Origin of the sequence: Streptomyces kronopolitis (genome assembly GCF_050953795.1) — a bacterium.
Lineage (GTDB): Bacteria > Actinomycetota > Actinomycetes > Streptomycetales > Streptomycetaceae > Streptomyces > Streptomyces kronopolitis_A.
The window spans coordinates 2705217-2727981 of record NZ_CP191850.1 but is presented as its reverse complement, the minus strand read 5'-3'; the positions used below and the strand labels follow the sequence as shown (position 1 = coordinate 2727981).

25 protein-coding genes are annotated in these 22765 nt (G+C 70.5%); 6 read left to right on the top strand and 19 right to left on the bottom strand.

What is annotated here, in order from left to right; all coding sequences use genetic code 11:
• Window positions 1-10 precede the first annotated feature (10 nt).
• The 4 genes from ACQP17_RS11905 to ACQP17_RS11890 form a co-directional block, all read right to left on the bottom strand.
• Window positions 11-478, bottom strand: coding sequence for a hypothetical protein (locus tag ACQP17_RS11905; RefSeq protein ID WP_433856250.1), 468 nt, complete (start codon window positions 476-478; stop codon window positions 11-13).
• A gap of 209 nt (window positions 479-687) precedes the next feature.
• Entirely contained in the window at window positions 688-2064 is a 1377-nt protein-coding gene (locus tag ACQP17_RS11900) for a GH1 family beta-glucosidase (protein ID WP_433856249.1), read from the bottom strand.
• 130 nt (window positions 2065-2194) lie between these two features.
• Entirely contained in the window at window positions 2195-2461 is a 267-nt protein-coding gene (locus ACQP17_RS11895; protein ID WP_433856248.1) for a protealysin inhibitor emfourin, read from the bottom strand.
• 117 nt (window positions 2462-2578) lie between these two features.
• Entirely contained in the window at window positions 2579-3667 is a 1089-nt protein-coding gene (locus tag ACQP17_RS11890; RefSeq protein ID WP_433856247.1) for a M4 family metallopeptidase, read from the bottom strand.
• A 324-nt stretch (window positions 3668-3991) separates the two neighbouring features.
• Between ACQP17_RS11890 and leuA the strand changes: the two genes are divergently transcribed.
• From leuA to ACQP17_RS11875, 3 genes are all read left to right on the top strand, one after another.
• Window positions 3992-5770, top strand: coding sequence for a 2-isopropylmalate synthase (gene leuA / locus ACQP17_RS11885; RefSeq protein ID WP_433856246.1), 1779 nt, complete (start codon window positions 3992-3994; stop codon window positions 5768-5770).
• Between the two features lie 215 nt (window positions 5771-5985).
• Window positions 5986-7029 (top strand): SGNH/GDSL hydrolase family protein, encoded by a 1044-nt coding sequence (locus ACQP17_RS11880; RefSeq protein ID WP_433856245.1) that lies wholly within the window; start codon window positions 5986-5988, stop codon window positions 7027-7029.
• A 294-nt stretch (window positions 7030-7323) separates the two neighbouring features.
• Complete coding sequence (locus ACQP17_RS11875; RefSeq protein WP_433859890.1) at window positions 7324-8031, top strand: TerB family tellurite resistance protein; 708 nt, start codon at window positions 7324-7326, stop codon at window positions 8029-8031.
• A gap of 125 nt (window positions 8032-8156) precedes the next feature.
• Here ACQP17_RS11875 and ACQP17_RS11870 read toward each other — a convergent pair whose 3' ends face one another.
• From ACQP17_RS11870 to ACQP17_RS11835, 8 genes are all read right to left on the bottom strand, one after another.
• Window positions 8157-9392 carry a cytochrome P450 family protein gene (locus tag ACQP17_RS11870; protein WP_433856244.1) on the bottom strand — a complete coding sequence of 412 codons (1236 nt, stop codon included), beginning with the start codon at window positions 9390-9392 and terminating at the stop codon, window positions 8157-8159.
• The gene (locus tag ACQP17_RS11865) at window positions 9308-10690 is read right to left on the bottom strand and encodes a cytochrome P450 (RefSeq protein WP_433856243.1); all 1383 of its coding nucleotides are present in this window, start codon (window positions 10688-10690) and stop codon (window positions 9308-9310) included. The genes ACQP17_RS11870 and ACQP17_RS11865 overlap by 85 nt, the downstream gene beginning before the upstream one ends.
• On the bottom strand, window positions 10687-11265 hold the full coding sequence (locus tag ACQP17_RS11860; protein WP_364883950.1) for a GTP-binding protein: 579 nt from the start codon (window positions 11263-11265) through the stop codon (window positions 10687-10689). Before ACQP17_RS11860 ends, ACQP17_RS11865 begins: the two co-directional genes overlap by 4 nt.
• 28 nt (window positions 11266-11293) lie before the next feature.
• Window positions 11294-11656, bottom strand: a complete 363-nt coding sequence (locus ACQP17_RS11855) for a DUF742 domain-containing protein (RefSeq protein ID WP_329151420.1) — start codon at window positions 11654-11656, stop codon at window positions 11294-11296.
• A complete protein-coding gene (locus tag ACQP17_RS11850) occupies window positions 11653-12081 on the bottom strand; it encodes a roadblock/LC7 domain-containing protein (RefSeq protein ID WP_189097432.1) in 429 nt (142 codons plus the stop codon). Before ACQP17_RS11850 ends, ACQP17_RS11855 begins: the two co-directional genes overlap by 4 nt.
• A complete protein-coding gene (locus ACQP17_RS11845) occupies window positions 12078-13523 on the bottom strand; it encodes an ATP-binding protein (protein WP_433856242.1) in 1446 nt (481 codons plus the stop codon). Before ACQP17_RS11845 ends, ACQP17_RS11850 begins: the two co-directional genes overlap by 4 nt.
• A gap of 236 nt (window positions 13524-13759) precedes the next feature.
• Window positions 13760-13972 (bottom strand): DUF397 domain-containing protein, encoded by a 213-nt coding sequence (locus ACQP17_RS11840; RefSeq protein ID WP_433856241.1) that lies wholly within the window; start codon window positions 13970-13972, stop codon window positions 13760-13762.
• On the bottom strand, window positions 13954-14787 hold the full coding sequence (locus tag ACQP17_RS11835; RefSeq protein WP_433856240.1) for a helix-turn-helix domain-containing protein: 834 nt from the start codon (window positions 14785-14787) through the stop codon (window positions 13954-13956). The genes ACQP17_RS11840 and ACQP17_RS11835 overlap by 19 nt, the downstream gene beginning before the upstream one ends.
• A 119-nt stretch (window positions 14788-14906) precedes the next feature.
• Here ACQP17_RS11835 and ACQP17_RS11830 point away from each other — a divergent pair, with 119 nt between their 5' ends.
• From ACQP17_RS11830 to ACQP17_RS11820, 3 genes are all read left to right on the top strand, one after another.
• Window positions 14907-15119: a hypothetical protein gene (locus ACQP17_RS11830; RefSeq protein WP_189097586.1), complete on the top strand. Its 213-nt coding sequence runs from the start codon at window positions 14907-14909 to the stop codon at window positions 15117-15119.
• A 36-nt stretch (window positions 15120-15155) separates the two neighbouring features.
• Window positions 15156-15902: a DNA repair protein RecO gene (gene recO / locus ACQP17_RS11825; protein WP_364992108.1), complete on the top strand. Its 747-nt coding sequence runs from the start codon at window positions 15156-15158 to the stop codon at window positions 15900-15902.
• A 106-nt stretch (window positions 15903-16008) separates the two neighbouring features.
• Entirely contained in the window at window positions 16009-16827 is an 819-nt protein-coding gene (locus ACQP17_RS11820) for an isoprenyl transferase (protein WP_433856239.1), read from the top strand.
• 85 nt (window positions 16828-16912) lie between these two features.
• Here the strand turns inward: ACQP17_RS11820 and ACQP17_RS11815 are convergent, their stop codons facing one another.
• The 7 genes from ACQP17_RS11815 to ACQP17_RS11785 all read right to left on the bottom strand — a co-directional run bounded on the left by ACQP17_RS11815 (window position 16913) and on the right by ACQP17_RS11785 (window position 22755).
• Window positions 16913-17512: a hypothetical protein gene (locus ACQP17_RS11815; RefSeq protein ID WP_433856238.1), complete on the bottom strand. Its 600-nt coding sequence runs from the start codon at window positions 17510-17512 to the stop codon at window positions 16913-16915.
• A 115-nt stretch (window positions 17513-17627) separates the two neighbouring features.
• Window positions 17628-18662 (bottom strand): hypothetical protein, encoded by a 1035-nt coding sequence (locus tag ACQP17_RS11810; RefSeq protein WP_433856237.1) that lies wholly within the window; start codon window positions 18660-18662, stop codon window positions 17628-17630.
• A 139-nt stretch (window positions 18663-18801) separates the two neighbouring features.
• Window positions 18802-19158 (bottom strand): WXG100 family type VII secretion target, encoded by a 357-nt coding sequence (locus ACQP17_RS11805; protein WP_364883885.1) that lies wholly within the window; start codon window positions 19156-19158, stop codon window positions 18802-18804.
• Between the two features lie 362 nt (window positions 19159-19520).
• Window positions 19521-19949, bottom strand: coding sequence for a Fur family transcriptional regulator (locus tag ACQP17_RS11800; protein WP_433856236.1), 429 nt, complete (start codon window positions 19947-19949; stop codon window positions 19521-19523).
• Between the two features lie 132 nt (window positions 19950-20081).
• Entirely contained in the window at window positions 20082-20981 is a 900-nt protein-coding gene (locus ACQP17_RS11795) for a metal ABC transporter permease (protein WP_433856235.1), read from the bottom strand.
• Window positions 20981-21760 (bottom strand): metal ABC transporter ATP-binding protein, encoded by a 780-nt coding sequence (locus ACQP17_RS11790; RefSeq protein ID WP_433856234.1) that lies wholly within the window; start codon window positions 21758-21760, stop codon window positions 20981-20983. The genes ACQP17_RS11795 and ACQP17_RS11790 overlap by 1 nt, the downstream gene beginning before the upstream one ends.
• A gap of 32 nt (window positions 21761-21792) precedes the next feature.
• Window positions 21793-22755, bottom strand: coding sequence for a metal ABC transporter substrate-binding protein (locus ACQP17_RS11785; protein WP_433856233.1), 963 nt, complete (start codon window positions 22753-22755; stop codon window positions 21793-21795).
• Window positions 22756-22765 lie beyond the last annotated feature (10 nt).

Genomic DNA, 22765 nt, shown 5'->3' with positions numbered 1-22765 from the left:
AACGGCCGGGCTAGCCCGCCGGGTGCGTAGGCGCCTTCGTGGCGGCCCGCTGGGGCGTGGCCGAGGTAGCGGTGGCGTCCGCCTTGGTGGTCGTGCCGACCTCGGCGGTGGTGGCCGCCTTCGTGGTCTTGCCCACCTTCGTGCCGGTGCCGACCTTGACGGTGGTGCCCGCCTTCGTGGCGGTGTGCGTCGCGCCGGCCTTGGTGCTCTTGGTCGTCGTGCCGGCCTTGGTGTTCTTGACCGTGGTCCCGGCCTCGGTGTTCTTCGTCGTGGTGCCGGTCTTGGCCGTCGTGTCCGTACGGCCGGTCGTGGTGTGCGTGCTGCCGGTCGTGGTCGGCGTGACCGTCGTGCCGCTGGTCTTGCCCGTGGCGACCCCGCCCGCCTTCGCCGGCGGGCCGCTGGCGGCCTGCGCGGATCCCACGCCGAGCGTGCTGATGGCCGCTATCGCCGCGCCGGTGACCAGGTGCTTCCAGTACATGTCAGTTCTCCCTTGCCGATTGCGCCGCCGAGGGTCCTCGGCGGCAACCACAAGGAAAGTGAAATATAGGGACATTTAAGAGCTATGAGGGCGTACTTAACGCATACTGAGCGTCCCGGCCCCACAGCTCAACTCGACTGCTTCCCTTGCCGGTTGTCCGCCCGGATCGGGGAAAAGATCCCGCCGCCACCGACCGCACGCCGGCGTGTTCACCCCCGGGCCTGCTCCCGCAGGGCGTCCCGCAGCCAGCGGTACGAGGCCTTCGGCGTCCGCTCCAGGGTCGCGTAGTCCACATGCACCAGCCCGAACCGCCGGGCATAGCCCTCCGCCCACTCGAAGTTGTCCAGCAGTGACCAGACGAAGTACCCGTGGACCTCCACCCCGGCCTCCATGGCCGCGTGCAGCGCGCGCAGATGCCCGTCCAGGAACGTGATCCGCTCGGCGTCGCCGGTCCCCTCGTACGCGCACCCGTTCTCGGTGATCACGACGGGCGGCAGCCGGTCCCCGTACCGCTCCCGGAACGACACCAGCAGCTCGGTCAGCGCCTCCGGGACCACCGGCCACCCGAAGTCGGTCCGCGGATACCCCTCGATCTCTCGGGGGGCGAAGGGCAGCTCGGGCGGCAGTAGGATCCCGCCGAAGGCGGCCGGCCCGGACCCCTCCGCCGCCGGGGCCCCGACCAGCGTCGGCTGGTAGTAGTTGATCCCGTACCAGTCCAGCGGCTCCGAGATGATCCGCAGATCCTCGGCGACCGGGCCCGGCAGCAGCCCGGCCAGTTCCTCGTCCGGATACCTCCCGAGCAGCACCGGCTCCGCGAACAGCCGGTTGAGCAGCAGGTCGTAGAGGTCGGCGGCCGCGGTGTCGGCCTCCGCCGCACTCGCCGGCCAGGTCGGCCCGTGCGAATGGGCGATCCCGATGTTCCCCGCCCCCCGGGCCCGCAGCGCCTGGACCGCCAGCCCGTGTCCCAGCAGCTGGTGGTGCGCCGCCGGCAGCGCCTCGAACAGCAGCTGCCGGCCCGGTGCGTGCTGGCCCAACCCGTAGCCCAGCAGCGTCACTTCGGCCGGCTCGTTGAGGGTGATCCAGCGCGTCACCCGGTCCCCGAGCCGCCCCGCCACCACCTCGGCGTACGCCGCGAAGCGCTCGGCCGTCTCCCGTATGAGCCAGCCGCCGGCCTCCTCCAGTGCCTGCGGGGTGTCCCAGTGGAACAGCGTCGGCACGGGCGCGATCCCCGCCGCCAGCAGCTCGTCCACCAGCCGGTCGTAGAAGTCCAGCCCCGCCGTGTTGACGGCCCCGCTCCCGTCCGGCATCACCCGGGGCCACGCCACGGAGAACCGGTACGCGCCGACCCCGAGCCCCCGCAGCAGTGCCACGTCCTCGCGGTAGCGGTGGTAGTGATCGGTGGCCACCCGCGGATCGGACCCGTCCTTGATCCGCCCGGGCTCCGCCGCGAACGCGTCCCACGCGGACTTTCCCCGCCCGTCCTCCGCCACCGCCCCCTCGATCTGCGCGGCGGATGTCGACACCCCCCACACGAAGTCACGGGGGAAGCGGGGCAGGGAGGGGGAAGGAGCCGGCACCGTCGTCATGACCGGGATCCTGGTAACCGCTGGTAACGGTGTCAAGGGGGCGGTACCGAAGGTGAGTTGAGGGAGTGCCACCGGGCTCCCTGCGCGGTCCGCGACCGCTCCGCCCCGGCGGGCTGCGGCCGCCGGGGGCCTACGAGCCTTCCTTCAGGACCTTGCTGATCAGCGTGCGCTGTTCGTCGGTCAGCCGGGGATCGGCGCAGTAGACCGTGCGGCCGTCGACGGTGATCCGGTAGCTGAAGCCGTCCGGGACCCCGGTGGGAGGTTCGGAGCGGGCGGTGGCGACGGCCTTGTCGGCCAGGGACCGCAGGTCGTCGGCGTCGTCGCGGTCCGAGGTGTCGATCTCGGCGCGGCGGTCGACGCCGCTGAATCCGCCGGTGCGATGGACGTGGATGCGCATAACGGGCTCCTTTGAGGTCTTCGACGGACTTGTACCCCGCGGGGGCACGGTATGCGTGCGCGGGGCGGGGCGGCTCTGCCGAGCGCCCCGCCCCGCGGACCTCGTTCCCGCGCCGTGCTACTTGGGGGTGACGCCGACCTGGCTCCAGGCCTTGACCATGGCGTCGTGTTCGGCGCCGGCCCCGAAGCGGGCCTGTGCGGCCTTGACGGTGAGGGCGGCGAAGTCGGAGAACTGCGCGTTCTTGGCGAGCTTGCCGCCGGTCAGGACGTCGTACCAGACCTGGCCGGCGCGCTCCCAGGCCTTGCCGCCGAGGGCGGTGGCGGCCAGGTAGAAGGCGTGGTTGGGGATGCCGGAGTTGATGTGCACCCCGCCGTTGTCGTCGGCGGTGCGGACATAGCCCTTCATCGCGGCGGGCTGCGGGTCCTTGCCGAGGACGTCGTCGTCGTACGCGGTACCGGGGGCCTTCATCGAGCGCAGGGCCGTGCCGGTGACGTTCGGGCCGAGCAGCTCGGCGCCGATCAGCCAGTCGGCCTGGTCGGCGGTCTGACCCAGCGCGTACTGCTTGATCAGCACGCCGAAGACGTCGGAGACGGACTCGTTGAGCGCGCCGGACTGGCCCTCGTAGTCGAGGTTGGCGGTGTACTGCGTGACGCCGTGGGTCAGCTCGTGGCCGATGACGTCGACGGGGATGGTGAAGTCCTTGAACAGGTCGTTGTCGCCGTCGCCGAACACCATCCGCTCGCCGTCCCAGAAGGCGTTGTCGTACTTCTGGCCGTAGTGGACCGTGGCGTTGAGCGGCAGGCCGGCGCCGTCGATGGACTTGCGGCCGTAGACCTTGAGGTAGAGCTCGAAGGTGGCGCCGAGACCGGCGTGCGCGCGGTTGACGGAGGCGTCCTTGGAGGGGCCGTCCGTCTCGGCGTGCACCTTGTGGCCGGGCAGGGTCTCCTGGTGGCGGGCGTCGTAGATGGTGCGCTTGGGCTTGTCGGCGGCGGCGTCGGGCTCGCCGGGGGTGAGGCCGCCGCGGGCGGCGATCGCGCGGCGCTCGGTGCGCCGTGCGTGGTCGTGCTCCAGGGTGCGGCGGGCGGGCTCGTGCCGCTCCGGGTCGTCGGACTGTGCCAGATTGTCGAGGATGTGCGGCGGGATGATCGTGCAGAAGACGGGAGTGCCGCTGCCGGCCGGTTCTGGCGTCGCGTCATTGAGGTCCATACGCAAACGGTGGCACTCTGTAATCCGGCTGTCACTGCCTGCGGCTGAAATTCCCGGAAAAGTGTGGTTAGTCGCATTTAAGCCATCTGGCCCGCCCCGTCCCGCATACTGATACACCACCGCCACACAGGGCGTACCTCGGCTAGGGTGCTGTGCATCATGCGTTTCGGGCTGCTTCTCCTTAGCTGCCGCGGCGAGGGCCTGTAGTCGTAGGCCGACCCCCTCCCCGCGGAGTTCGGTGTTGCGATCTTTCGCCCCGTCGGCCCCCTCCTGGCTCCTGAGGAGCAGGGGGACACCAGCGGAATACGAGGAGCCCCACGCACCATGTCGAATCCGTCGAGCCCCGCAGACCATGCCGTCGGCCGCCGCACCCCGGTGACGAACGCGACGCAGCTGCAGCGGCCCTCCGGTATGCCGGTCCACAAGTACGGCGGCTACGAAGCGGTCGACATCCCGGACCGCACCTGGCCGGACAACCGCATCACCACCGCGCCCCGCTGGCTGTCGACCGATCTGCGCGACGGCAACCAGGCGCTGATCGACCCGATGTCGCCGGCCCGCAAGCGCGAGATGTTCGATCTGCTGGTGCGCATGGGCTACAAGGAGATCGAGGTCGGCTTCCCGTCCTCCGGCGAGACCGACTTCGCCTTCGTCCGCTCCATCATCGAAGAGGGCGCGATCCCCGAGGACGTGACGATCTCCGTCCTGACGCAGGCCCGCGAGGAGCTGATCGAGCGCACCGTCGAGTCGCTGCGCGGCGCCCACCGCGCCACGGTGCACCTGTACAACGCCACCGCGCCCACCTTCCGCCGGGTCGTCTTCCGCGGTTCGAAGGAGCAGGTCAAGCAGATCGCGGTGGACGGCACCCGGCTGGTCATGGAGTACGCCGACAAGATCCTGGGCGACGAGACGATCTTCGGCTACCAGTACAGCCCGGAGATCTTCACCGACACCGAGCTGGACTTCGCGCTGGAGGTCTGTGAGGCGGTCTGCGACGTCTGGCAGCCCGAAGAGGGCCGCGAGATCATCCTGAACCTGCCCGCCACCGTGGAGCGGTCGACGCCGTCCACGCACGCCGACCGCTTCGAGTGGATGTCGCGCCACCTGTCCCGGCGTGAGCACGTATGCCTGTCGGTCCACCCGCACAACGACCGGGGCACCGCCGTCGCCGCCGCGGAGCTGGCGATCATGGCGGGCGCGGACCGTATCGAGGGCTGCCTGTTCGGTCAGGGCGAGCGCACCGGCAACGTCGACCTGGTGACGCTGGGAATGAACCTGTTCTCCCAGGGCGTCGACCCGCAGATCGACTTCTCGCAGATCGACGAGATCCGTCGCACCAGCGAGTACTGCAACCAGATGGAGATCCACCCGCGCCACCCCTACGCGGGCGATCTGGTCTACACCTCCTTCTCCGGCTCCCACCAGGACGCCATCAAGAAGGGCTTCGACGCCATGGAGGCCGCGGCCACCGCAGTCGGCAAGACCGTGGACGACATCGAGTGGGCGGTGCCCTACCTGCCCATCGACCCCAAGGACGTCGGCCGCTCCTACGAGGCCGTCATCCGCGTCAACTCGCAGTCCGGCAAGGGCGGTATCGCCTACGTCCTGAAGAACGACCACAAGCTGGACCTGCCGCGCCGGATGCAGATCGAGTTCTCCCGGATCATCCAGGAGAAGACCGACACCGAGGGCGGTGAGGTCACGCCCGCCGCGATCTGGTCCGCGTTCCAGGACGAGTACCTGCCCACGCCGGACAACCCCTGGGGCCGCATCGCGCTGCGCTCCGCCCAGACCTCGTCCACGAGCGACGGCACCGACGCGCTGACCGTCGAGGCGGTCGTCAACGGCGCGGACACCGTGCTGACGGGTAGCGGCAACGGCCCGCTGGCCGCGTTCATCGACTCGCTGGCCGCGATCGACACCGACGTGCGGGTGCTGGACTACGTCGAGCACACGATGAGTGAGGGCGCCGGCGCCCAGGCCGCCGCGTATGTCGAGTGCGCGATCGGCGACAAGGTGCTGTGGGGCGTCGGTATCGACGCCAACATCGTCCGCGCCTCGATCAAGGCGGTCGCCTCGGCGGTCAACCGCGCCTCGCGCTGACCTGCAGCAACGGCCCCAACTCGGCGACACGATCACCGAGTTGAGCCTCGCGCCCCCGTAGCTCCCACCGGAGTGCGGGGGTGCGCCGTTGTGCGGCACGGCCACCTGAAGGTGGGGTTTGAAATCCACAAATGTAACTCTGAGTAATTGAGTTGGTACTTTTGGTGATGAGCGCCGGTCGGACAGGCCGCGGCGCGCACACCAAGGACGTGCAGATGACCAGATTTCGCATGCCCGCACTCTCCCGGCTGGCGCTGGCGGGTGCCGCCGCACTCGCCGTCGTGGCATCGGCCCTCACCCCGGCAACGACCGGAGCACGGGCCGCGGCGGCCGACCGCCCGGAGTATGTCGCGCTCGGCGACTCCTACAGCGCCGGCGTGTTCGTCCGCCCCTGGGACGAGAGCGACGGCTGTGGCCGCTCGTACCGCAACTACCCCCACCAGGTGGCGGAGCGGTTCGGCTACCGGCTCAGGGACGTGACGTGCGGAGCGGCCGAAGTCGTCGACGGGATCCTGGAACCCCAGCCGTCCGACAAGATCCTCGGCCCGCCGACCGTCCCGCCGGAGGGCGGCTGGCCCGAACTGCCCGCGCAGCTGGAGGCGCTGTCCCCGGACACCGACTTCGTCAGCGTCGGCATCGGCGGCAACTCCCTCGGCTTCGGCGCCATCCTGGGCAAGTGCATCGAACTCGGCCTCACCCAGCCCCTGAAGTCCAAGCCCTGCACCGACCACTACACCGGGAGCGGGGCCGGGGCGGACTGGCTGGCGGACAGCTTCGCGCGGCTGGACGCCGACTTCGGCCGCATGATGACGGCGATCCACGCCGCCGCGCCGCACGCCAGGGTCGCCGTCGTCGGCTACCCCGCCATCGTCCCCGACAACTCCGGCTGCACCTTCCTGCACTGGAACCAGCTCGGCAGCATCAAGAAGGGCGACATGCCCTGGCTGGACGGACTGGAGAAGCGCCTGAACGACCTGCTGCACCGGCACGCCGGCCACCAGAACGCGGCCTATGTCGACACCTACGGGCCGAGCGTGGGCCACGGGGTCTGCCAGAGCGGGGAGGCGAAGTGGATGTACGGCATCCGGGACAACCTCACCGGTGACGGCGACCAGACCGACCCGCCGACGGAGCTGTGCAACGACATCCCCGGCACCGGCGAGGCCTGCACCCTGGTCCACCCCAACGCCCGCGGACTGGACAACCAGGCCCGGGAAGTGGCCAAGGTCCTGCATCACGCCAGGAGTACACGCTTCTGACGGTTGACGGCCCCGCAAGGCTGATGCCGCCGGACCGCCGCTGACCCCGCACGCCCGCCGACCTCGGCCGACGGGCGGCGGACGGGCCCCCACAGGGCGCCGACGGGCCCCGTCCCGCCCCCTCCGCGAGGGGCGGGGCCCGTCGTCCGCCTTCGGCAACCGGCCAGTTGTCCGATACGAGGTGCTGACGCCACATCACACATGTGGCTAACATCACGTCCAATGTGGCGGCAGGGCGATGGGGTCACCTCCCGTGCCCGGAGGGCCACGGGAGAGTTACGGAGGGCAGACGTGATGCACAAGATGTGTGTGATGGGCGTGCGCACGTCCTGGCGTACCGTCGCCGACGGCGAGTTCTTCTGTCCGGACTGCGGCGGGGACCGCAACTACCTCCGCCGGACCGGCCGCCGCCGCCTCACCGTCCTCGGCGTCCCGCTGCTCTCCCGCGGCGCCGCCGGACCCGTCCTGGAGTGCTCCGCCTGCCGCGGCCACTTCGGCCCGGACGCCCTCGACCACCCCACCACGGTCCGCTTCTCCGCGATGCTCAGGGACGCCGTCCACACCCTCACCCTGGCGCTGCTGGCCGCGGGCGGCACCTCGTCGCGCGCGGTCCGCGACACCGCCGTCGCCACGGTCCGCGCGGCCGGCTTCGCGGACTGCTCCGAGGACCAGCTGCTGACCCTGCTCGCCGCGCTCGCCGCCGACACCGGCCGGGTGACCGGCAGTTACGAGGCGGCGGCCGCCGGCCACTGCACCCACCAGGGCATGGACCCGTGCGGCACCGCGCTGGCCATAGAGCTCCATGAGTCGCTGGAGCCGCTGGCCCCGCACCTCGCCCCGGCGGGCCGTGAGGCGCTGCTCCTCCAGGGCGCCCGGATCGCACTGGCCGACGGCGCCTACACGCCCGCCGAGCGCGAGGTGCTCAGCACGGTCGGCAGCGCGCTGATGCTCCGCCCCGCCGACACCCACCGCCTGCTGGCGGCGGCCCGCACGCCCTCCTGAGCCCATCCGGCGGCGGCCCGGCGGCCGTTGGCCGGTGCACCACGACGACCCCGCCACCCGGAAGCGGATGACGGGGTCGCGCGTCAGGCACCCGGTGGGCGCGCCGCCGGTGTGGACCGGGCGGCTCAGTCCTTGGTCAGCCGTACCGGCAGACCGCGCAGGCCGCCCGAGATGAATCCGCCCGTCGCCGCCAACTCCTCGGCCGGTACGGCCAGGTGCATGTCCGGGAAGCGGGCGAAGAGGGCCGGCAGGGCGATCCGGGCCTCCATCCGGGCCAGCGGAGCGCCCAGACAGTGGTGGACACCGTGGCCGAAGGCGAGGTGCTCGGGGTCGGTGCGCCGGATGTCGAACTCGGCGGCCGTCTCCCCGTGGAAGGCGGGATCGCGGCCGGCCGCGGCGTACCCCGGGAGGATCGCCTCGCCCTTGCGGATGGTGGGACCGTCCGGGATGTCGATGTCCTCGACGGCGAACCGCAGCGGCAGGCTGGCGATGCTGGGCGCCCAGCGCAGGGTCTCCTCGATGACGTCCTTCCAGGAGACCTGACCCGACAGCACCAGCGCGAGCTGCTCGGGGTGGGCGAGCAGCGCGTGGACGGCATTGCCCAGCAGGTCGACGGTGGTCTCGTGACCGGCGCCGATGACCAGCAGCAGGGTGTCGAGCAGTTCCCGCTCGGTCATGCCCTGGCCCTCGTCGTCCCGGGCGGAGACCAGCAGGCTGGTCAGGTCGTCGGCCGGGTTCTCCCGCTTGGCCGCGACCAGTTCACCGAGCAGCGCGTAGACCGCCGCGGCGGTGGCGCCGGCCTGCTCCGGGGTGGCCGTGGTGTCCATGATGGCCTCGACCAGGCGCGCGAGTTCGGCGCGTGCCGCCCCTTCCGGGAAGCCGAACAGCTCGCAGATGACCTGCATGGGCAGCGGGTGGTTGAAGCGCGCCCGCAGGTCCAGCGGTTCGCCGGCCGGGTGGGCGGCGAGATCGGCCAGTAAGGCCTGCGTGATGGCCTCCACCCGCGGGAGGATGGCCTCGGTACGGCGGGCGGTGAACGCCGGGGCGATCAGCTTGCGCAACCGCCGGTGGTCCGCGCCGTACGCGGTGAACATGTTGGTGACGCCGATCCACGACTGCAGCCAGCTGTTGCGGACCTCCTCGCGCTGCCATTCCGGCCAGTGGTCCCGGGGGTTCTTGGAGACCCGGTCGTCGGTCAGCAGCTGTTTGAGCAGCGTGTGGCCGGTGACCGTCCACGCCTGGATGCCGCCGGGCAGTTCGGTGCGGGCCACCGGGCCTAGCGCGCGGAGGCGGGCTGCCTCTCCGTGGATGTCGCTTCCGACCGGGTCGATGACGTAGGGCCGCTGTCCCTGTTGTGCCACGGCGTTGCTCCTGCCTGGTCGGGGGTGATGGGGGTGAAGCGGGCCGGCAGCGCCACCAGGGCCCGGTGGAACGCGCCGTTGCGCCACTGCAGTGTGGACGGGGCCACGGCGAGTTCGATGTCGGAGAGCCAGGCGGTCAGCCGCTCGATCGCCGTGGTGGCGATCAGCAGGGCGTGCCGCTTCACGGGACAGGCGTGCGGACCGGCCGCCCAGGACAGGTGCGAGCCGCCCCCGGAGCCGGGACCGGTCCGCCCGGTGGTGTCGAACTGGCTGTTGGCGGCCGCGTACGACACCATCACCAGCTGCCCCTTGCGCACCCACGTGCCGTGGAAGAACACGTCACGGACCGGGTAGTGGGCGGAGTAGTTGGTCAGCGGCGGGTCGTTCCACAGCACCTCGTTGATCGCGTCGTGCGCGGTGAGCGCGCCGCCGGACAGGGTGTGGTAGTAGCGGTCGTCGGAGAGCATCCGCGCCAGCGCGTTGCCGATGAGGTTGGCGAGCGGCTCGTTGCCCGCGCCCATCGTGAGGATGATGTTGTGGATCAGTTCCTCGTCGTTCAGGGCCTGGGGGTGGTCCATGAACCAGGAGGTCAGGTCCGGTCCGCGCCGGGCCTTCTTCGCGCCCACCAGCTCCATGATGTAGCTGGTGTACGCCTCGTTGGCGGCGGCGGCCTCCTCGGGGGAGTTGCCGTCCAGCATGCCGCCGATGGCCGAGATCAGCCGGTCGCTGTACGAATCCGGCAGCCCGAAGAGGTTGTTGAACATCAGGAGCGGGATCAGCCGCGCGTAGTCGGCGATCAGATCGACCTCGCCGTGCGCCCCGAACCGCTGGATCAGGGAGTCCGCGGCGTGCTGGACCCGGGCCCGCAGCTCGTGCGGCTCGACGAGCTTGAAGCTGTCGACGACGACGTCCCGGTAGCGCACGTGCGCCGGCCCGTCGGCGTAGAAGATGTTGGGCCGCCACATCAGCATCGGCATGACGGGGGAGTCCGGCGGGACGGTCGTCATCCACTCCCGGGAGTCCTTGGACCAGGTGGCGTCGTCGTGCAGCAGATCGAGCGCCGCCCGGTAGTCGGTGACCAGCATCGCGGTCACCTCCGGCGCGATCTCGACCGGTGCCAGCGCGCCGTACTGCCGCAGGTGGGCGTAGATGCGGTGCGGGTCGGCGGCGAAGTCCGGACCGTAGAGCTTCACCGGCGTCTGGGCGTCGGGCTGCGCCGGCGCGTACTGCTGCGGAGGGGCGGCGTGCGCCGGGCAGCCCGGTGGCGGTGCGGCTCCCGGCCGGTGCGGGGAAGTCACGGGTTCGGGTTCTCCTCGGGGGTGTGGGCCAGGACGTGCCCGACGAGCGCGATGAGCGCGTCGACGGACTGCTCCCGGTCGCGGGCGTCGCACATCACCAGCGGTGTCTCGGGGTGCAGGTCGAGGGCCTCGCGGAGCTTCTCGGCGCTGTACTGGGGCGCGTCGGGGAAGGTGTTGACCGCGACCGCGTAGCGCAGCCCGGCCTCCTCGACGATGTCCATCACCTCGAAGGAGTCCGCCAGCCGGCGGGTGTCCGCGAGGACCAGGGCGCCCAGCGCGCCGCGGGCGATGTCCTGCCACAGAGGACGGAAACGTTTCTGCCCGGGGGTGCCGAACAGGTACAGCACCAGGTCCCCGGGCAGCGTCAGCCGGCCGAAGTCGATGGCGACGGTGGTGGTGGTCTTCTCCCGGACGCCGGCGAGGCTGTCGACCCCCGCGCCGGTCTGGGTCATGACCTCCTCGGTGTGCAGCGGCGGGGTTTCGGACAACGCCCGGATGAGCGTGGTCTTGCCGACCCCGAACGGTCCCGCGATCAGCAGTTTGACCAGGGTCTGGTGCTCGCCGGAGAGGTACATGTTGCCGGTGCCCGCGCCGGTTTCGGCGCTAGCACTTGAGAGAGCGGAGTCCATCGAGAACCCTCTCCAGGATCTGTCGGTCGAATTGCTCGGCTTCGGGAATGGGGGGCCGGGCGTGCAGCCGCCCGGCGTCGACGAGATCGGCCACCAGCACCTTCACCACGCTCACGGGGAGGTGAAGGTGGGCGGCGACCTCCGCCAGAGACAGCGCCCCGGGCTGCAGCAGCTCCAGGATGCGGTGCTCCTCCGGGCGTACCTCACTGGTGATCGGCATGCCCACGCCGTGCAGCAGGGTGAGCCGGTCCAGGGTGTTGCGGCTCGGCCGGGCGCGTCCGCCGGTCGCCAGATAGGCCGGTACGAGGCGCCTGCCGCTGCTCTGGCGCGGCGTCATGCCGGGTTACCGAGGTCCCGGGCCGGGCTGTTCATGACCTTGTTGCCCAGCGTCGTGACCTGGATCTGCATGTGGTGGGCGACGACTCCCATGTTCACCTCCGGACCGGCGAAGACGGCCAGGCAGGTGTTCTCGCCGGCCGGGATCGCGAAGACGAAGCCTTCGTCGGACTCGATGACGGTCTGCCGCAGCCGGGTGTCGTCCTTCTCGGCGAAGGCCGCGGTGACGGCACGTCCCGCGCCCTGCAGCGCGGACATCATCGCGGCGACACCCTCGGCGGAGTCCCGCTTCAACCCGGGAGAGGAGCCTTCGATGAAGCCGTCGCCGGAGATGACGGCGGCGTGGATAACATGCGGCAACTCCAGGAGGGGCGTGAGCACCCAGGACTTGTCCTCGGCGACACGGCGGCGGGTGGGGCTGTTCATGACTGGGGGTTCCCTTCGGGACTGCGAGGGGGTTCTGACTGGACGGCTGCCCGGCCGGATTCGGTGCCGCGCTGGAGTGCGGCCCAGCGGGACCCGGTCTCCTCCGGGGAGCGCGGGGGAAGCGGGGCGGTGCGCTCGGCGCTCTCCTCGCCGGCGGGGCTTTCGGACACGGGCCGGCGGCGGCGCCGGCGCGGGAGTTCGCCCTCCGTCTGCACGGGCGGCGCGGCCTCGAACCGGTCGCCCGGCTGCGGAGCCGGAGCCGCCGGCGCGGCAGGGGCGGGCGCGGCGGGCGTGGCGGTGCCGGTCGGCAGGACGGACGTGGACCGGTCCGGCACTCCCGAACGGTGCGGCAGCGGAGCCATCACGGACATGGGCTGGGTGCTCTCGTCGAGGACGGTGAGGAGGGGGTCACCCGGGATGTACACGACGGCGCGCACGCCGCCGTACGGCGACGGCTCGACATGCACACCGAACCCGTACTGGCGCACCAGCTGGCCGGCGGCGGCGAAGCCGGACCGCGGCGGGTCGCCCAGCTGGGTCAGCAGCAGGTCGTCGTCGCCCGCCAGCAGCTCCATCGCGGCCTTGATCTCGTCGTCGTGCATGCCGACGCCGTAGTCGTCGACGATCACCGACGCACCGCGGTTGCCCTGCTGAAGGGTGATGGTGACCGGAAGTTCACGATGCGAGTGGTGCAGCGCGTTCGCCAGCAGCTCGGTGACGACGATCGCGACCGGCTCGACGGCCCGCGCGACGACGGCGACCGGGTCGCGCAGCTGGTTGCTGACCTGCACGCGGTCGTAGCCGCGCAGCCGGGAGGTGGCGCCGACGACCAGTTCGGCGAGGTAGGAGTCCTCGCGGGTCAGCCCCGGCCAGGCGCCGCAGACGACGCCGGTGGCCTGCACGCGCCGCAGCGCCTGCTCGTTGAGGAAGTCGGCGTTCAGCAGGTCCTGGGCGATGTTCGGGTCGTCGTAGCGGTGCTGCATCTCCTGCAGCGCCGTCTGGAGCTGGTAGAGCAGCGCCTGGATGGTGGTGGTCGCCCCGCGCAGCGTCGACTGGGCCGCGGCGTCGACCCGCGCCCGCTCCTTGGTGATGGCGTCGCCGACCTGTTCCAGTACGGCGCCGAGCGCCCGGTCGGCGTCCGTCCCGGCGAACCGGGCGTCCATCAGGCCGGGAATCGGCACGTGCGGGTGCGCGAGCGCCAGCGTCAGGTCGGGGAGCCGGGTTTCGGCCAGGTGCCGGATCTCGGCCTCGGTGGCACGCAGCCGTGCCGACAGCTCCGTGTTGCTGTGGAGCGTGGCGCTGTTCTGTTCCTCAGCGGCGGAGAGGCGCGATCTCAGGCCCGCGCGCTGTCCGCGCGCCCGGATCGAGAGCGCCGCCAGGACCACGGCGGCGGCCGTACCTGCGCTGAGGCACCACAACAGCGCCTCCGGTATGGATGTCATCGAGATCCTCAATTGGGGTACTGACGGGGTCGGCTGCACGGCGTCGTGTTGCCGATCATCACGGGATGCTACCGGGGAGTTGACGTGCCGTGAGGGGCCCTTCCCGCGGGGGACTGAGAAGCACGGAAGGTCGCCTTCCGCCCATGATGACCCGGACCATAACGTGATGTGGCCCCGTCATCCAGTGGGATGGCGGGGCCTTTGTGTCACTCGTGTGGATGCCTCGTGAAAGCCGGTCAGGCGGCCGTGAAATGCCTGTCTTTGACCGCGTCGACGAAGGCGGTCCAGCCGTCGGCCGGGAAGACCAGGGCGGGGCCGTGGGGGGACTTGCTGTCGCGGACGGGGACGACGCAGGGGTGGGCGTCGGAGACTTCGAGGCAGCTGCCGCCGTTCTGGTCGCTGTAGCTGCTCTTACGCCAGCAGGCGGCGCTCAGGTCGTACTCGCGCATCGTCTGTAGTCCTCCGCCGCCGACTCGATCAGGGCCCGGGACGCCTCCGGCGACAGCGCGGCGGCCCTGAGCAGATCGTAACCCTCCTGTACGCGCTTCACTACGGCCGGATTGTCCAGCAGATTCCCCGAATACACGCCTTCTGTATAGACGGTTGGCGGGGCGTCGTCGAACTCCATGAGCGTCAGCATTTTTCCCATGAGCGGGTAGGCCCCCGCCGCGAATGGGAGTACTTGCACCAGGATCTTCCGGTCACGCGCGAGCCGAGTGATGTGCTCCAACTGCTCGGCCATGATGGCCGGGCCGCCTACAGCGACCCGCAGGACGGCCTCGTGCAGTACCGCCCAGTACCTGGGACGTGCACCGTCTTTGAGGATAATGGCCCGTTCCAGGCGCGCACGAACCTTCTCCGCGACGTATTCGTCCGGGGCGTATGGGTTGCCCGCGAGCATGAGTGCCTTTGAGTACGTCGCCGTCTGAAGCAGTCCGGGCACGATCATCGGCTCACAGTCGCAGATCCTCGTCGCCAGCCGCTCCAGCTCCGCCGCTGCCGCGAAGTAATCGGCGTACCGCTGATCATCGATCAGCTTTCGCCAGGTCCGCTCGAAAAAACCATCGGTTTGCAGGACGGCGTCGATCCGGATCGCCACGTCCAGCTGCGGCTTGCGGATCGCCTGCTCGAACTGGCCGATGTAGCCGCCGGACACGAAGACCATGCCCCCCAGCCCCTCCTGGGTTAAGCCCGCGTCCTCCCGTCGGCGCTTGAGCTCCGTGCCCCAGAACTCCCAGGCGGCTTGGCGTGAAGCGTTGGCCATGACGTATGTCCTCTCTCTGCGCGGCCGTTGCAGCGGCGGCCCCCTTGCCCAGGCTAGTTCCGTAGCGTCACTCTCTGAATGCGAACAGTGAAATCCCCTCACGGAAAGTGCGGATGCTCATGCAGCAGTTCAAGGAAGTGGAAGACGTGACGACGGAGCTGCGGGAGGCGCTGGCCCGCGCCGGGGTGGTGCTGCCGTCGCTGCGTCCCGACCCCGTGTCGATCGCCCACCGGTACATTCCGCCCCTCGTCGAGCTGGGGCGATGCTCGATGGACGTGGCGCGGAAGCTCACCGCCGCGCTGGCCGAGCCCTCCCGGGGTGATCGGGGCTGAGAACGTCCGGCGCCGCCGATGCGCGAGAATGGCGCCATGAGTCTGTTCCGCGACGACGGCATCGTGCTGCGCACCCAGAAGCTGGGTGAGGCGGACCGGATCATCACGCTGCTCACCCGAGGTCACGGACGGGTCCGTGCCGTGGCCCGGGGGGTGCGGCGGACGAAGTCGAAGTTCGGGGCGCGGCTGGAGCCGTTTTCGCACGTCGACGTGCAGTTTTACGCGCGCGGCAGCGAGCTGATCGGGCGCGGGCTGCCGCTGTGCACACAGAGCGAGACGATCGCGGCGTACGGCGGCGGCATCGTCACCGACTACGGCCGCTACACGGCCGGCACCGCGATGCTGGAGACCGCCGAGCGGTTCACCGACCACGAGGGCGAGCCCGCCGTGCAGCAGTATCTGCTGCTGGTCGGCGGGCTGCGGACGCTGGCCAATGGTGAGCACGAGCCGCATCTCGTCCTGGATGCCTTCCTGCTGCGCTCGCTCGCGGTGAATGGTTATGCGCCGAGTTTCGACCGGTGCGCACGGTGCGGAATGCCCGGTCCGAACCGGTTCTTCTCGGTTGCGTCGGGCGGTGTGACCTGCGGCGACTGCCGGGTGGCGGGGAGCGTCGTACCCTCCTCTGAGGCCATTGGGCTCCTGAGCGCGCTGCTGACCGGCGACTGGGAGACCGCGGACGCCTGCGAGGCCCGCCATGCCCGGGAGGGCAGCGGACTGGTCACGGCGTATTTGCACTGGCATCTGGAGCGGGGTCTGCGTTCCCTCCGGTACGTAGAGAAATAACGCACAGCGACACACCCCCCGACCCTCAAGACAGTCCCGACCCTCTAGACAACCCCGAACCTCAAGACAGCTCGACCGCACAAGACACATAGGAGACGTGGGCCGCATGGCACGACGCGGGATTCTGGGCCGTAATCGACGTGAGTACGTGACGCCCGAGCTGCACCCTTCCGGTGCGCGGCCGCCGAAGATCCCCGGCGAGCTCGTCCCGAACCACGTGGCGGTCGTCATGGACGGCAACGGCCGCTGGGCCAAGGAGCGCGGGCTGCCGCGCACCGAGGGCCACAAGGTCGGCGAGGGCGTCGTCATGGACGTCCTCAAGGGCTGCATCGAAATGGGCGTGAAGAACCTTTCGCTGTACGCCTTCTCGACGGAGAACTGGAAGCGGTCGCCCGACGAGGTGAAGTTCCTGATGAACTTCAACCGCGATGTGATCCGCCGGCGCCGTGACGAGATGGACGCGCTGGGTATTCGCATCCGCTGGGTCGGGCGGATGCCGAAGCTGTGGAAGTCCGTGGTGCAGGAGCTCCAGGTCGCCCAGGAGCAGACCAAGGACAATGACGCCATGACGCTGTATTTCTGCGTGAATTACGGCGGGCGGGCGGAGATCGCGGATGCGGCGGCGGCCATCGCGGCGGATGTGCGGGCCGGAAAGCTGGACCCGTCGAAGGTCAACGAGAAGACCGTCGCGAAGTACATGTACTACCCGGACATGCCGGACGTGGACCTCTTCGTGCGACCGTCGGGCGAGCAGCGGACCTCGAACTACCTGATCTGGCAGAGCGCTTACGCCGAGATGGTCTTCCAGGACATCCTGTGGCCGGATTTCGACCGGCGGAACCTGTGGCAGGCATGCCTGGAGTACGCGCAGCGGGACCGCCGGTTCGGGGCGGCGCCGGTGGCGGAGGGCGAGTCCGCGACGTAGGTCCGGCGCGAACGGGCCATGGGAAAGGGGGCGGTGCGGCGTTCGAGCGAACGCCGCACCGCCCCCTTTGCCCTACCCGGACCCGTCAGGAGTGCCAGATCTCGCGGAGGTGCGAGACGGCGCCGGAGCCGTTCAGGGCGAGTTCGTAGATGTCTCCCGAGCAGGCGAGGGGCGCCTCGACCTGGTCGTGCCGCAGGCAGGCGGTGAGGTGCCCGCCGAGCGCGGCGAGCGACACCGCGCGGTGACCGGTCGCGCTCGTGGTCAGCTCCGCCGTGGCGCCCGGGGCCAGACGGTACCGGCCGGCCTTGCCCGTACCCGCGAAGCCGCCGCCGTTGGGGTCGCAGGCGAACTGGGCCTGCTTGACGGCCAGTACGCCGCCGGCCGGTGCGCGGGTGACCCGCACCATCCGGTGGCCCGCGGCCACCTTGGGCGCGGTGCAGTCGGACGACGGCTCCGGGTCGATCGGCAGGTCCTTCTGCCCGGACGCGGAGGCCGAGGCGGACGGGGCACCGGTCGGTGCGTCGGTCCGCGCGTCGCCGGGTGCGTCGGTCGGGGTGGACGCCGGTGACGAGGCGGCGGACGCGTGCGCGTCCGGGGCGGCGGTGGTGTCCTCGCCCTTGCAGGACGTGAGCGTGGCCAGCGACGCGGCAAGGACGGCCGCGGTGAGCAGACGGCGGGTGAACATGCAGGCGTTCTCTCTCTGGTGCGGACGGAGGCCGTGCGGGGCGGGGTGGCGCGGGCCGGCGGCCGTACGGCCGGATGTCGTACGGCCGGCTGCCGTACGGCGGGGCGCCCCGCGGTCAGAGGCCGTTGCGGCGGTAGGGGACGTACGGCTGGCCGATCGACTTCTCGTGCGCGGCGTCGCCCGAGTAGTACGGGTAGGGGATGACGTGGGAGACGGTGCCCTGGGAGCCGTTGTCCTCCAGGGCGATGTACTGGGTGTGCTCCTTGTCGGCCCAGCCGCCGAACAGGACGGTGTGGTCGCCGGCGATCAGGGCGTCGCCCGGCTGGAGATCGTCCTTGGTGATCTCGTGGGCGGTGTTGTTGCCCATCAGGCCGTAGGTGTTCAGGCCCGGCGCCTCCAGTCCCCAGGCGGCGGAGACGAAGCCCGAGCAGTCGTCGCGGTAGCCGTTGGTGGTCGCCGACTGGCTGTAGCCGATGTGGTGGTTCACCCGCTCCAGGGCGCGGTCGATGATGTCCTTGCGCTCACCGGGCAGTCCGGAGGTGTCGGGGGCGGTCTCGACGCCCGCGCCCGTCGTGGTGTGGTGCTTGCCCGGCGACCAGGCGTCCCAGTCGCCCTTGGTGTCCCACTTGCCGTCGCCGTGGCCCTGGGCGGGCGCCGGGCCGCCGGCGCCGGTGCTGCCGCCGCCACCGCCGGTGCCGCCTCCGCCGTTACCGCCGCCTCCGCCGGTACCGCCGCCGCCTCCGCCGCCGGTGTGGCCGGGCGGGGCGGGGGAGTCGTGCCGCTTGCCGTGGTGGATCTTCTTCAGCGCGTCTTCGATCTTCTTCTCGTTGGCCTCGTACTCGGCCTTGACCTTCTTGATCTTCTCGGCGTCCCCGGCCAGCTCCCCGAGCAGCTTCTTCTTGCTCTCCTCCAGGCGCTTGCTGACCTCCGCGATCTCCTTCACGTCCGCGAGCACCTGATAGGCGATGCCGAAGCCGGGAAGTGACGCCAGCGGTGCCGCGGCGAGGTCGATGGAGGCCGCGGTGATCAGCGTCTCCTTGATCTGGCCCAACTGCTCGTTGAGCTCCGCCATGCGCCGGCTGACCGAGCGCCAGTCCTTCTCGATCCTGGCGAGCTCCGCCGTCTCGACACCGAATGTGTCGCCTGCCATCCGAACAACCCCCGTGAGGTGATGGTGAACCGCGAAGAATCCGGCAGGCCCGACCCGGGTGTGACGGGTGCGCCGGGTGTGCCGGTTGGGTGGATGCGGGCTCCGGAGAGGCCGGGCCCGAAGAGAGGAGGAGGGTCTGTCAGTAGACCTTGGAGAGCCGGTCGACCGAGTCGCCCAGGGTGCCCAGATCGTCGGAGATCTGGTTCATCTCCTTGACGCGGCCGTGCGCGACGGTGACGAAGGCGTCGGAGGCCGGGCCGTGCCAGGAGAGCTTGCCGAGGGTGGAGTTGATCTCCTTGGTCAGGCCGTCCAGCTCCTTGCTCAGCTTCTTCAGCTCGGCCGAGATCTTCTGCAGATCCGCCTCACCGCCGCCGAACATCTGGGTCAGCGCCCAGTGCGCGATTTCGGCCGGCGCCATCAAGACGTCCTTGCCGACCTCGACCACATCGCCGACCAGCTTCGTGCCGTCGTCCCAGAGCTCGCCGAGAACGCCCATTTCTACCCCCCGTGGTGTGCGCGTCAATCCGCGCTGATGGCCCGTCAAGGGTAGCATCAGCGTGTACCTGACAGATTTCCCGAGTCGGGGCGAAGAGGGGAAACGGAATCCGGGGCGGAGGGGCGGGGGGTCCGCATGCGGCCGGGCTGCGGTCCAGGTCAGAAGGTGTGTACGGGGTGGTGTCAGCGGGCTGCCGGACAGGTCGCGGAACCGGACCGACCGGGTTGCGTGACCGGGAGACGGCGGGCTCCACGACCCGCTCCGTGCCGGGGGACGCCAAAAGGGCCGCCTCCTCGCGGAAGCGGCCCGATCAGCTGGTCATCGGCTCCAGGGACGGCCCCTGGCTCTGTGCGGGTACCTGGCTACTGCTCGTCGCCGGATCCCGCCGCGCACTCCCCGCAGGTCCCGAAGATCTCGATGGTGTGCGCGACATCGCGGAAGCCGTGCTCCGCGGCGATCTGGTCCGCCCACTTCTCCACCGCGGGGCCCTCGACCTCGACGGCCTTGCCGCAGTTCCGGCACACCAGATGGTGGTGGTGATCGTCGGTGCTGCACCGGCGGTAGACCGACTCGCCGTCACTGGTGCGCAGCACGTCGACCTCGCCGGCGTCGGCGAGCGACTGGAGCGTGCGGTAGACGGTGGTCAGCCCCACCGAGTCGCCCCGGTGCTTGAGCATGTCGTGCAGCTCCTGTGCACTGCGGAACTCGTCGACCTCGTCGAGTGCGGCCGACACCGCGGTCCGCTGCCGCGTCGACCGGCCGCGTACCGGAGATCCCGCGCTCGTCGCCACCGTTGCCTCCCTAGGACGTCAGGACTTCCCCCTGTACGTGCGTCCTGCCATTGTGCCAGGTGATGACCGGCCCCCTGGGGGAGCGCTTACACGTACATCTGTCTGCGCCCGCCGACGCCTTGCTGCCCTGCCTCATCCGGCCACGCTCACATCGTCCGTGGCGCCGCGGCTGCCGGGTACCTCCAGGGTGCACCCGCGGGAGCCCTCGGCGGCAGCCCTTGCGCGCTTTTTCGCGAGCGGCGCGGCGAGCGCGGTGAAGATCACGAACAGTCCGATGGCGAACAGCACGATCGTCGCGCCGGACGGCACGTCGACGTAGTACGAGGTGGTGGTACCCGTCACCGTGACCGCCACACCGATGGCGACGGCCGTGGCGAAGGTGACCGCGAAGCTGCGGCTGATCTGCTGGGCGGCCGCGACCGGGATCACCATCAGGGCGCTGACCAGCAGCAACCCGACGACCCGCATGGCGACGGTGACGGTGACCGCGGCGGTGACCGCGACCAGCAGGTTGAGCAGTCGCACCGGCAGACCGGTGACCCGGGCGAATTCCTCGTCCTGGCAGACGGCGAACAGCTGGCGGCGCAGCCCGATCGTGATCGCCAGCACCAGGGCGGCCAGCACGTAGATCGTCGTCATGTCCTGCGGGGAGACGGTGGTGATCGAGCCGAAGAGATAGGTGCCGAGGTTGGCGTTGGAGCCCGCGTCGGAGAGGTTCATCAGCATCACGCCGCCCGCCATGCCGCCGTAGAACAGCATGGCCAGCGCGAGATCGCCGCGGGTCTTGCCGTACCAGCGGATCAGCTCCATGACGACGGAGCCGGCGACGGCGACGGCGGTGGCGACCCACACCGGGCTGGTGTTGAGCAGGAAGCCGAGGCCGACGCCGGTGAGCGCGACATGGCCGATGCCGTCGCCCATCAGGGCCTGGCGCCGCTGGACGAGGTAGATGCCGATGGCGGGGGCGGTGACGCCGACGATCAGGGCGGCGATCAATGCCCGCTGCATGAAGGCGTAGTCGAGGATTTCCATCAGGTCAGCAGCCCCGTCCGGATCGGTTCCGCGGCCGCGTCGGCGTGCGGGTGGACATGGTCATGGCCGGGCAGGGCGTGCTGGCCCACGGCCTCGGGCGGCGGGCCGTCGTGGACCACGCAGCCGTCGCGCAGCACCACCGCGCGGTCGATCAGCGGCTCCAGCGGGCCCAGCTCGTGGAGCACCAGCAGGACCGTGCTGCCGCGGGCGACCTGCTCGCGCAGGGCGGCGGCGAGCACCTCCTGGCTGGCCAGGTCGACGCCGGCCATCGGCTCGTCCATGATCAGCAGTTCCGGTGCGCCGGCCAGCGCGCGGGCGATCAGCACCCGCTGGTGCTGGCCGCCGGAGAGCGCGTTGACGGAGTCCTTGGCGCGGTCGGCCATGCCCACCAGCTCCAGGGCGTGGTGCACCGCGGCCCGGTCGGCCTTGCGCAGGATGCCCAGCTTCGTACGGGCCAGCCGGCCGGCCGTGACGACCTCGCGGACGGTGGCGGGCACCCCGCCGGCGGCGGTGGTGCGCTGCGGGACGTAGCCGATCCGGGCCCAGTCCCGGAACCGCCGGAACGGGGTGCCGAAGAGGGCCAGCTCGCCGCCGGTCAGCGGGACCTGGCCGATCACGGACCGGACGGCGGTCGACTTGCCGGAGCCGTTGGCGCCGAGCAGCGCGACGACCTCGCCCGTACGGACGGTGAGATCGATGCCGCGCAGGACGGGCCGGGCGCCCAGGGAGGCGGTGGCATCGCGCAGGTCGATGACCGGCTCGGGGAGCGGATCGTTCATGGTGACCTCCGTCGCGTGCGGTGCGGTGTGCGTCACTTGCTGCCGAGCGCCTTCTGGAGCGCGGCGAGGTTGGCGCGCTGCACACCGAAGTAGTCCTTGCCGCGGCTCTTGCCGGTGATCCCCTCGAGCGGGTCGAGGACATCGGTCTTCAGGTGGAGATCGCCGGCCAGGGCCTTGGCGGTGGCCGGGTTGGCGATCGTCTCGAAGAAGACGGTGGAGACGTGGTGCCGGGTGGCGAGGGTGTGCAGGTCCCTGATGCGGTGGGCGCTGGGCTCGGACTCCGGGTCGAGGCCGCTGATGGCCTCCTCGGTCAGGCCGTAGCGCTCGGCGAGGTAGCCGAAGGCCGCGTGGGTGGTCAGGAAGGTGTCCGAGGAACGGTTCTTCAGCCCGTCCCGGAAATCCTTGTCCAGGCCGTCCAGCTTCTTCACCAGAGTGTCGGTGTTCTTCTGGAAGTCGGCCTTGTGGGCCGGGTCGGCCTGGGCGAGGGTCTTGTTGACGCCCTTGGCGACCTCGGCGTACTTCACGGGGTCGAGCCAGATGTGCGGGTCGGCGCCGCCCTCGGCCTCGGAGTGCGAGTGGTTGTCGCCGGTGGTGTGGTGGTGGCCGTCGACCTCGGTGCCGTGCTTCTCCAGCGGGGTGAAGGAGGCGGCGTCGGCGACGTGCTTGACGCCGGACTGGGCGACGGCGTCGTCCACGGCGGGCTGCAGGCCCTTGAGGTAGACGATCGCGCCGGACTCACCGAGCTGGGCGGTCTGCTTCGGCGTGAGCTCCAGGTCGTGCGGCTCGACGCCGGGCTTGGTGAGGTCGGTCACCTCGACGTGCTTCCCGCCGATCTGCTGGGCGAGGAACTCCATGGGATAGAAGGACGCGGTCACGCGCAGCCTGCCGTCCTCGGTGTGCGCGCCGCTCGCGGGGGAGCAGGCGGAGAGGGTCAGCAGGCCGATCACCGAGACCCCGGCGAGAGTCGCGGTGGATATGTGACGGCGTATGTTCATGACACTCATT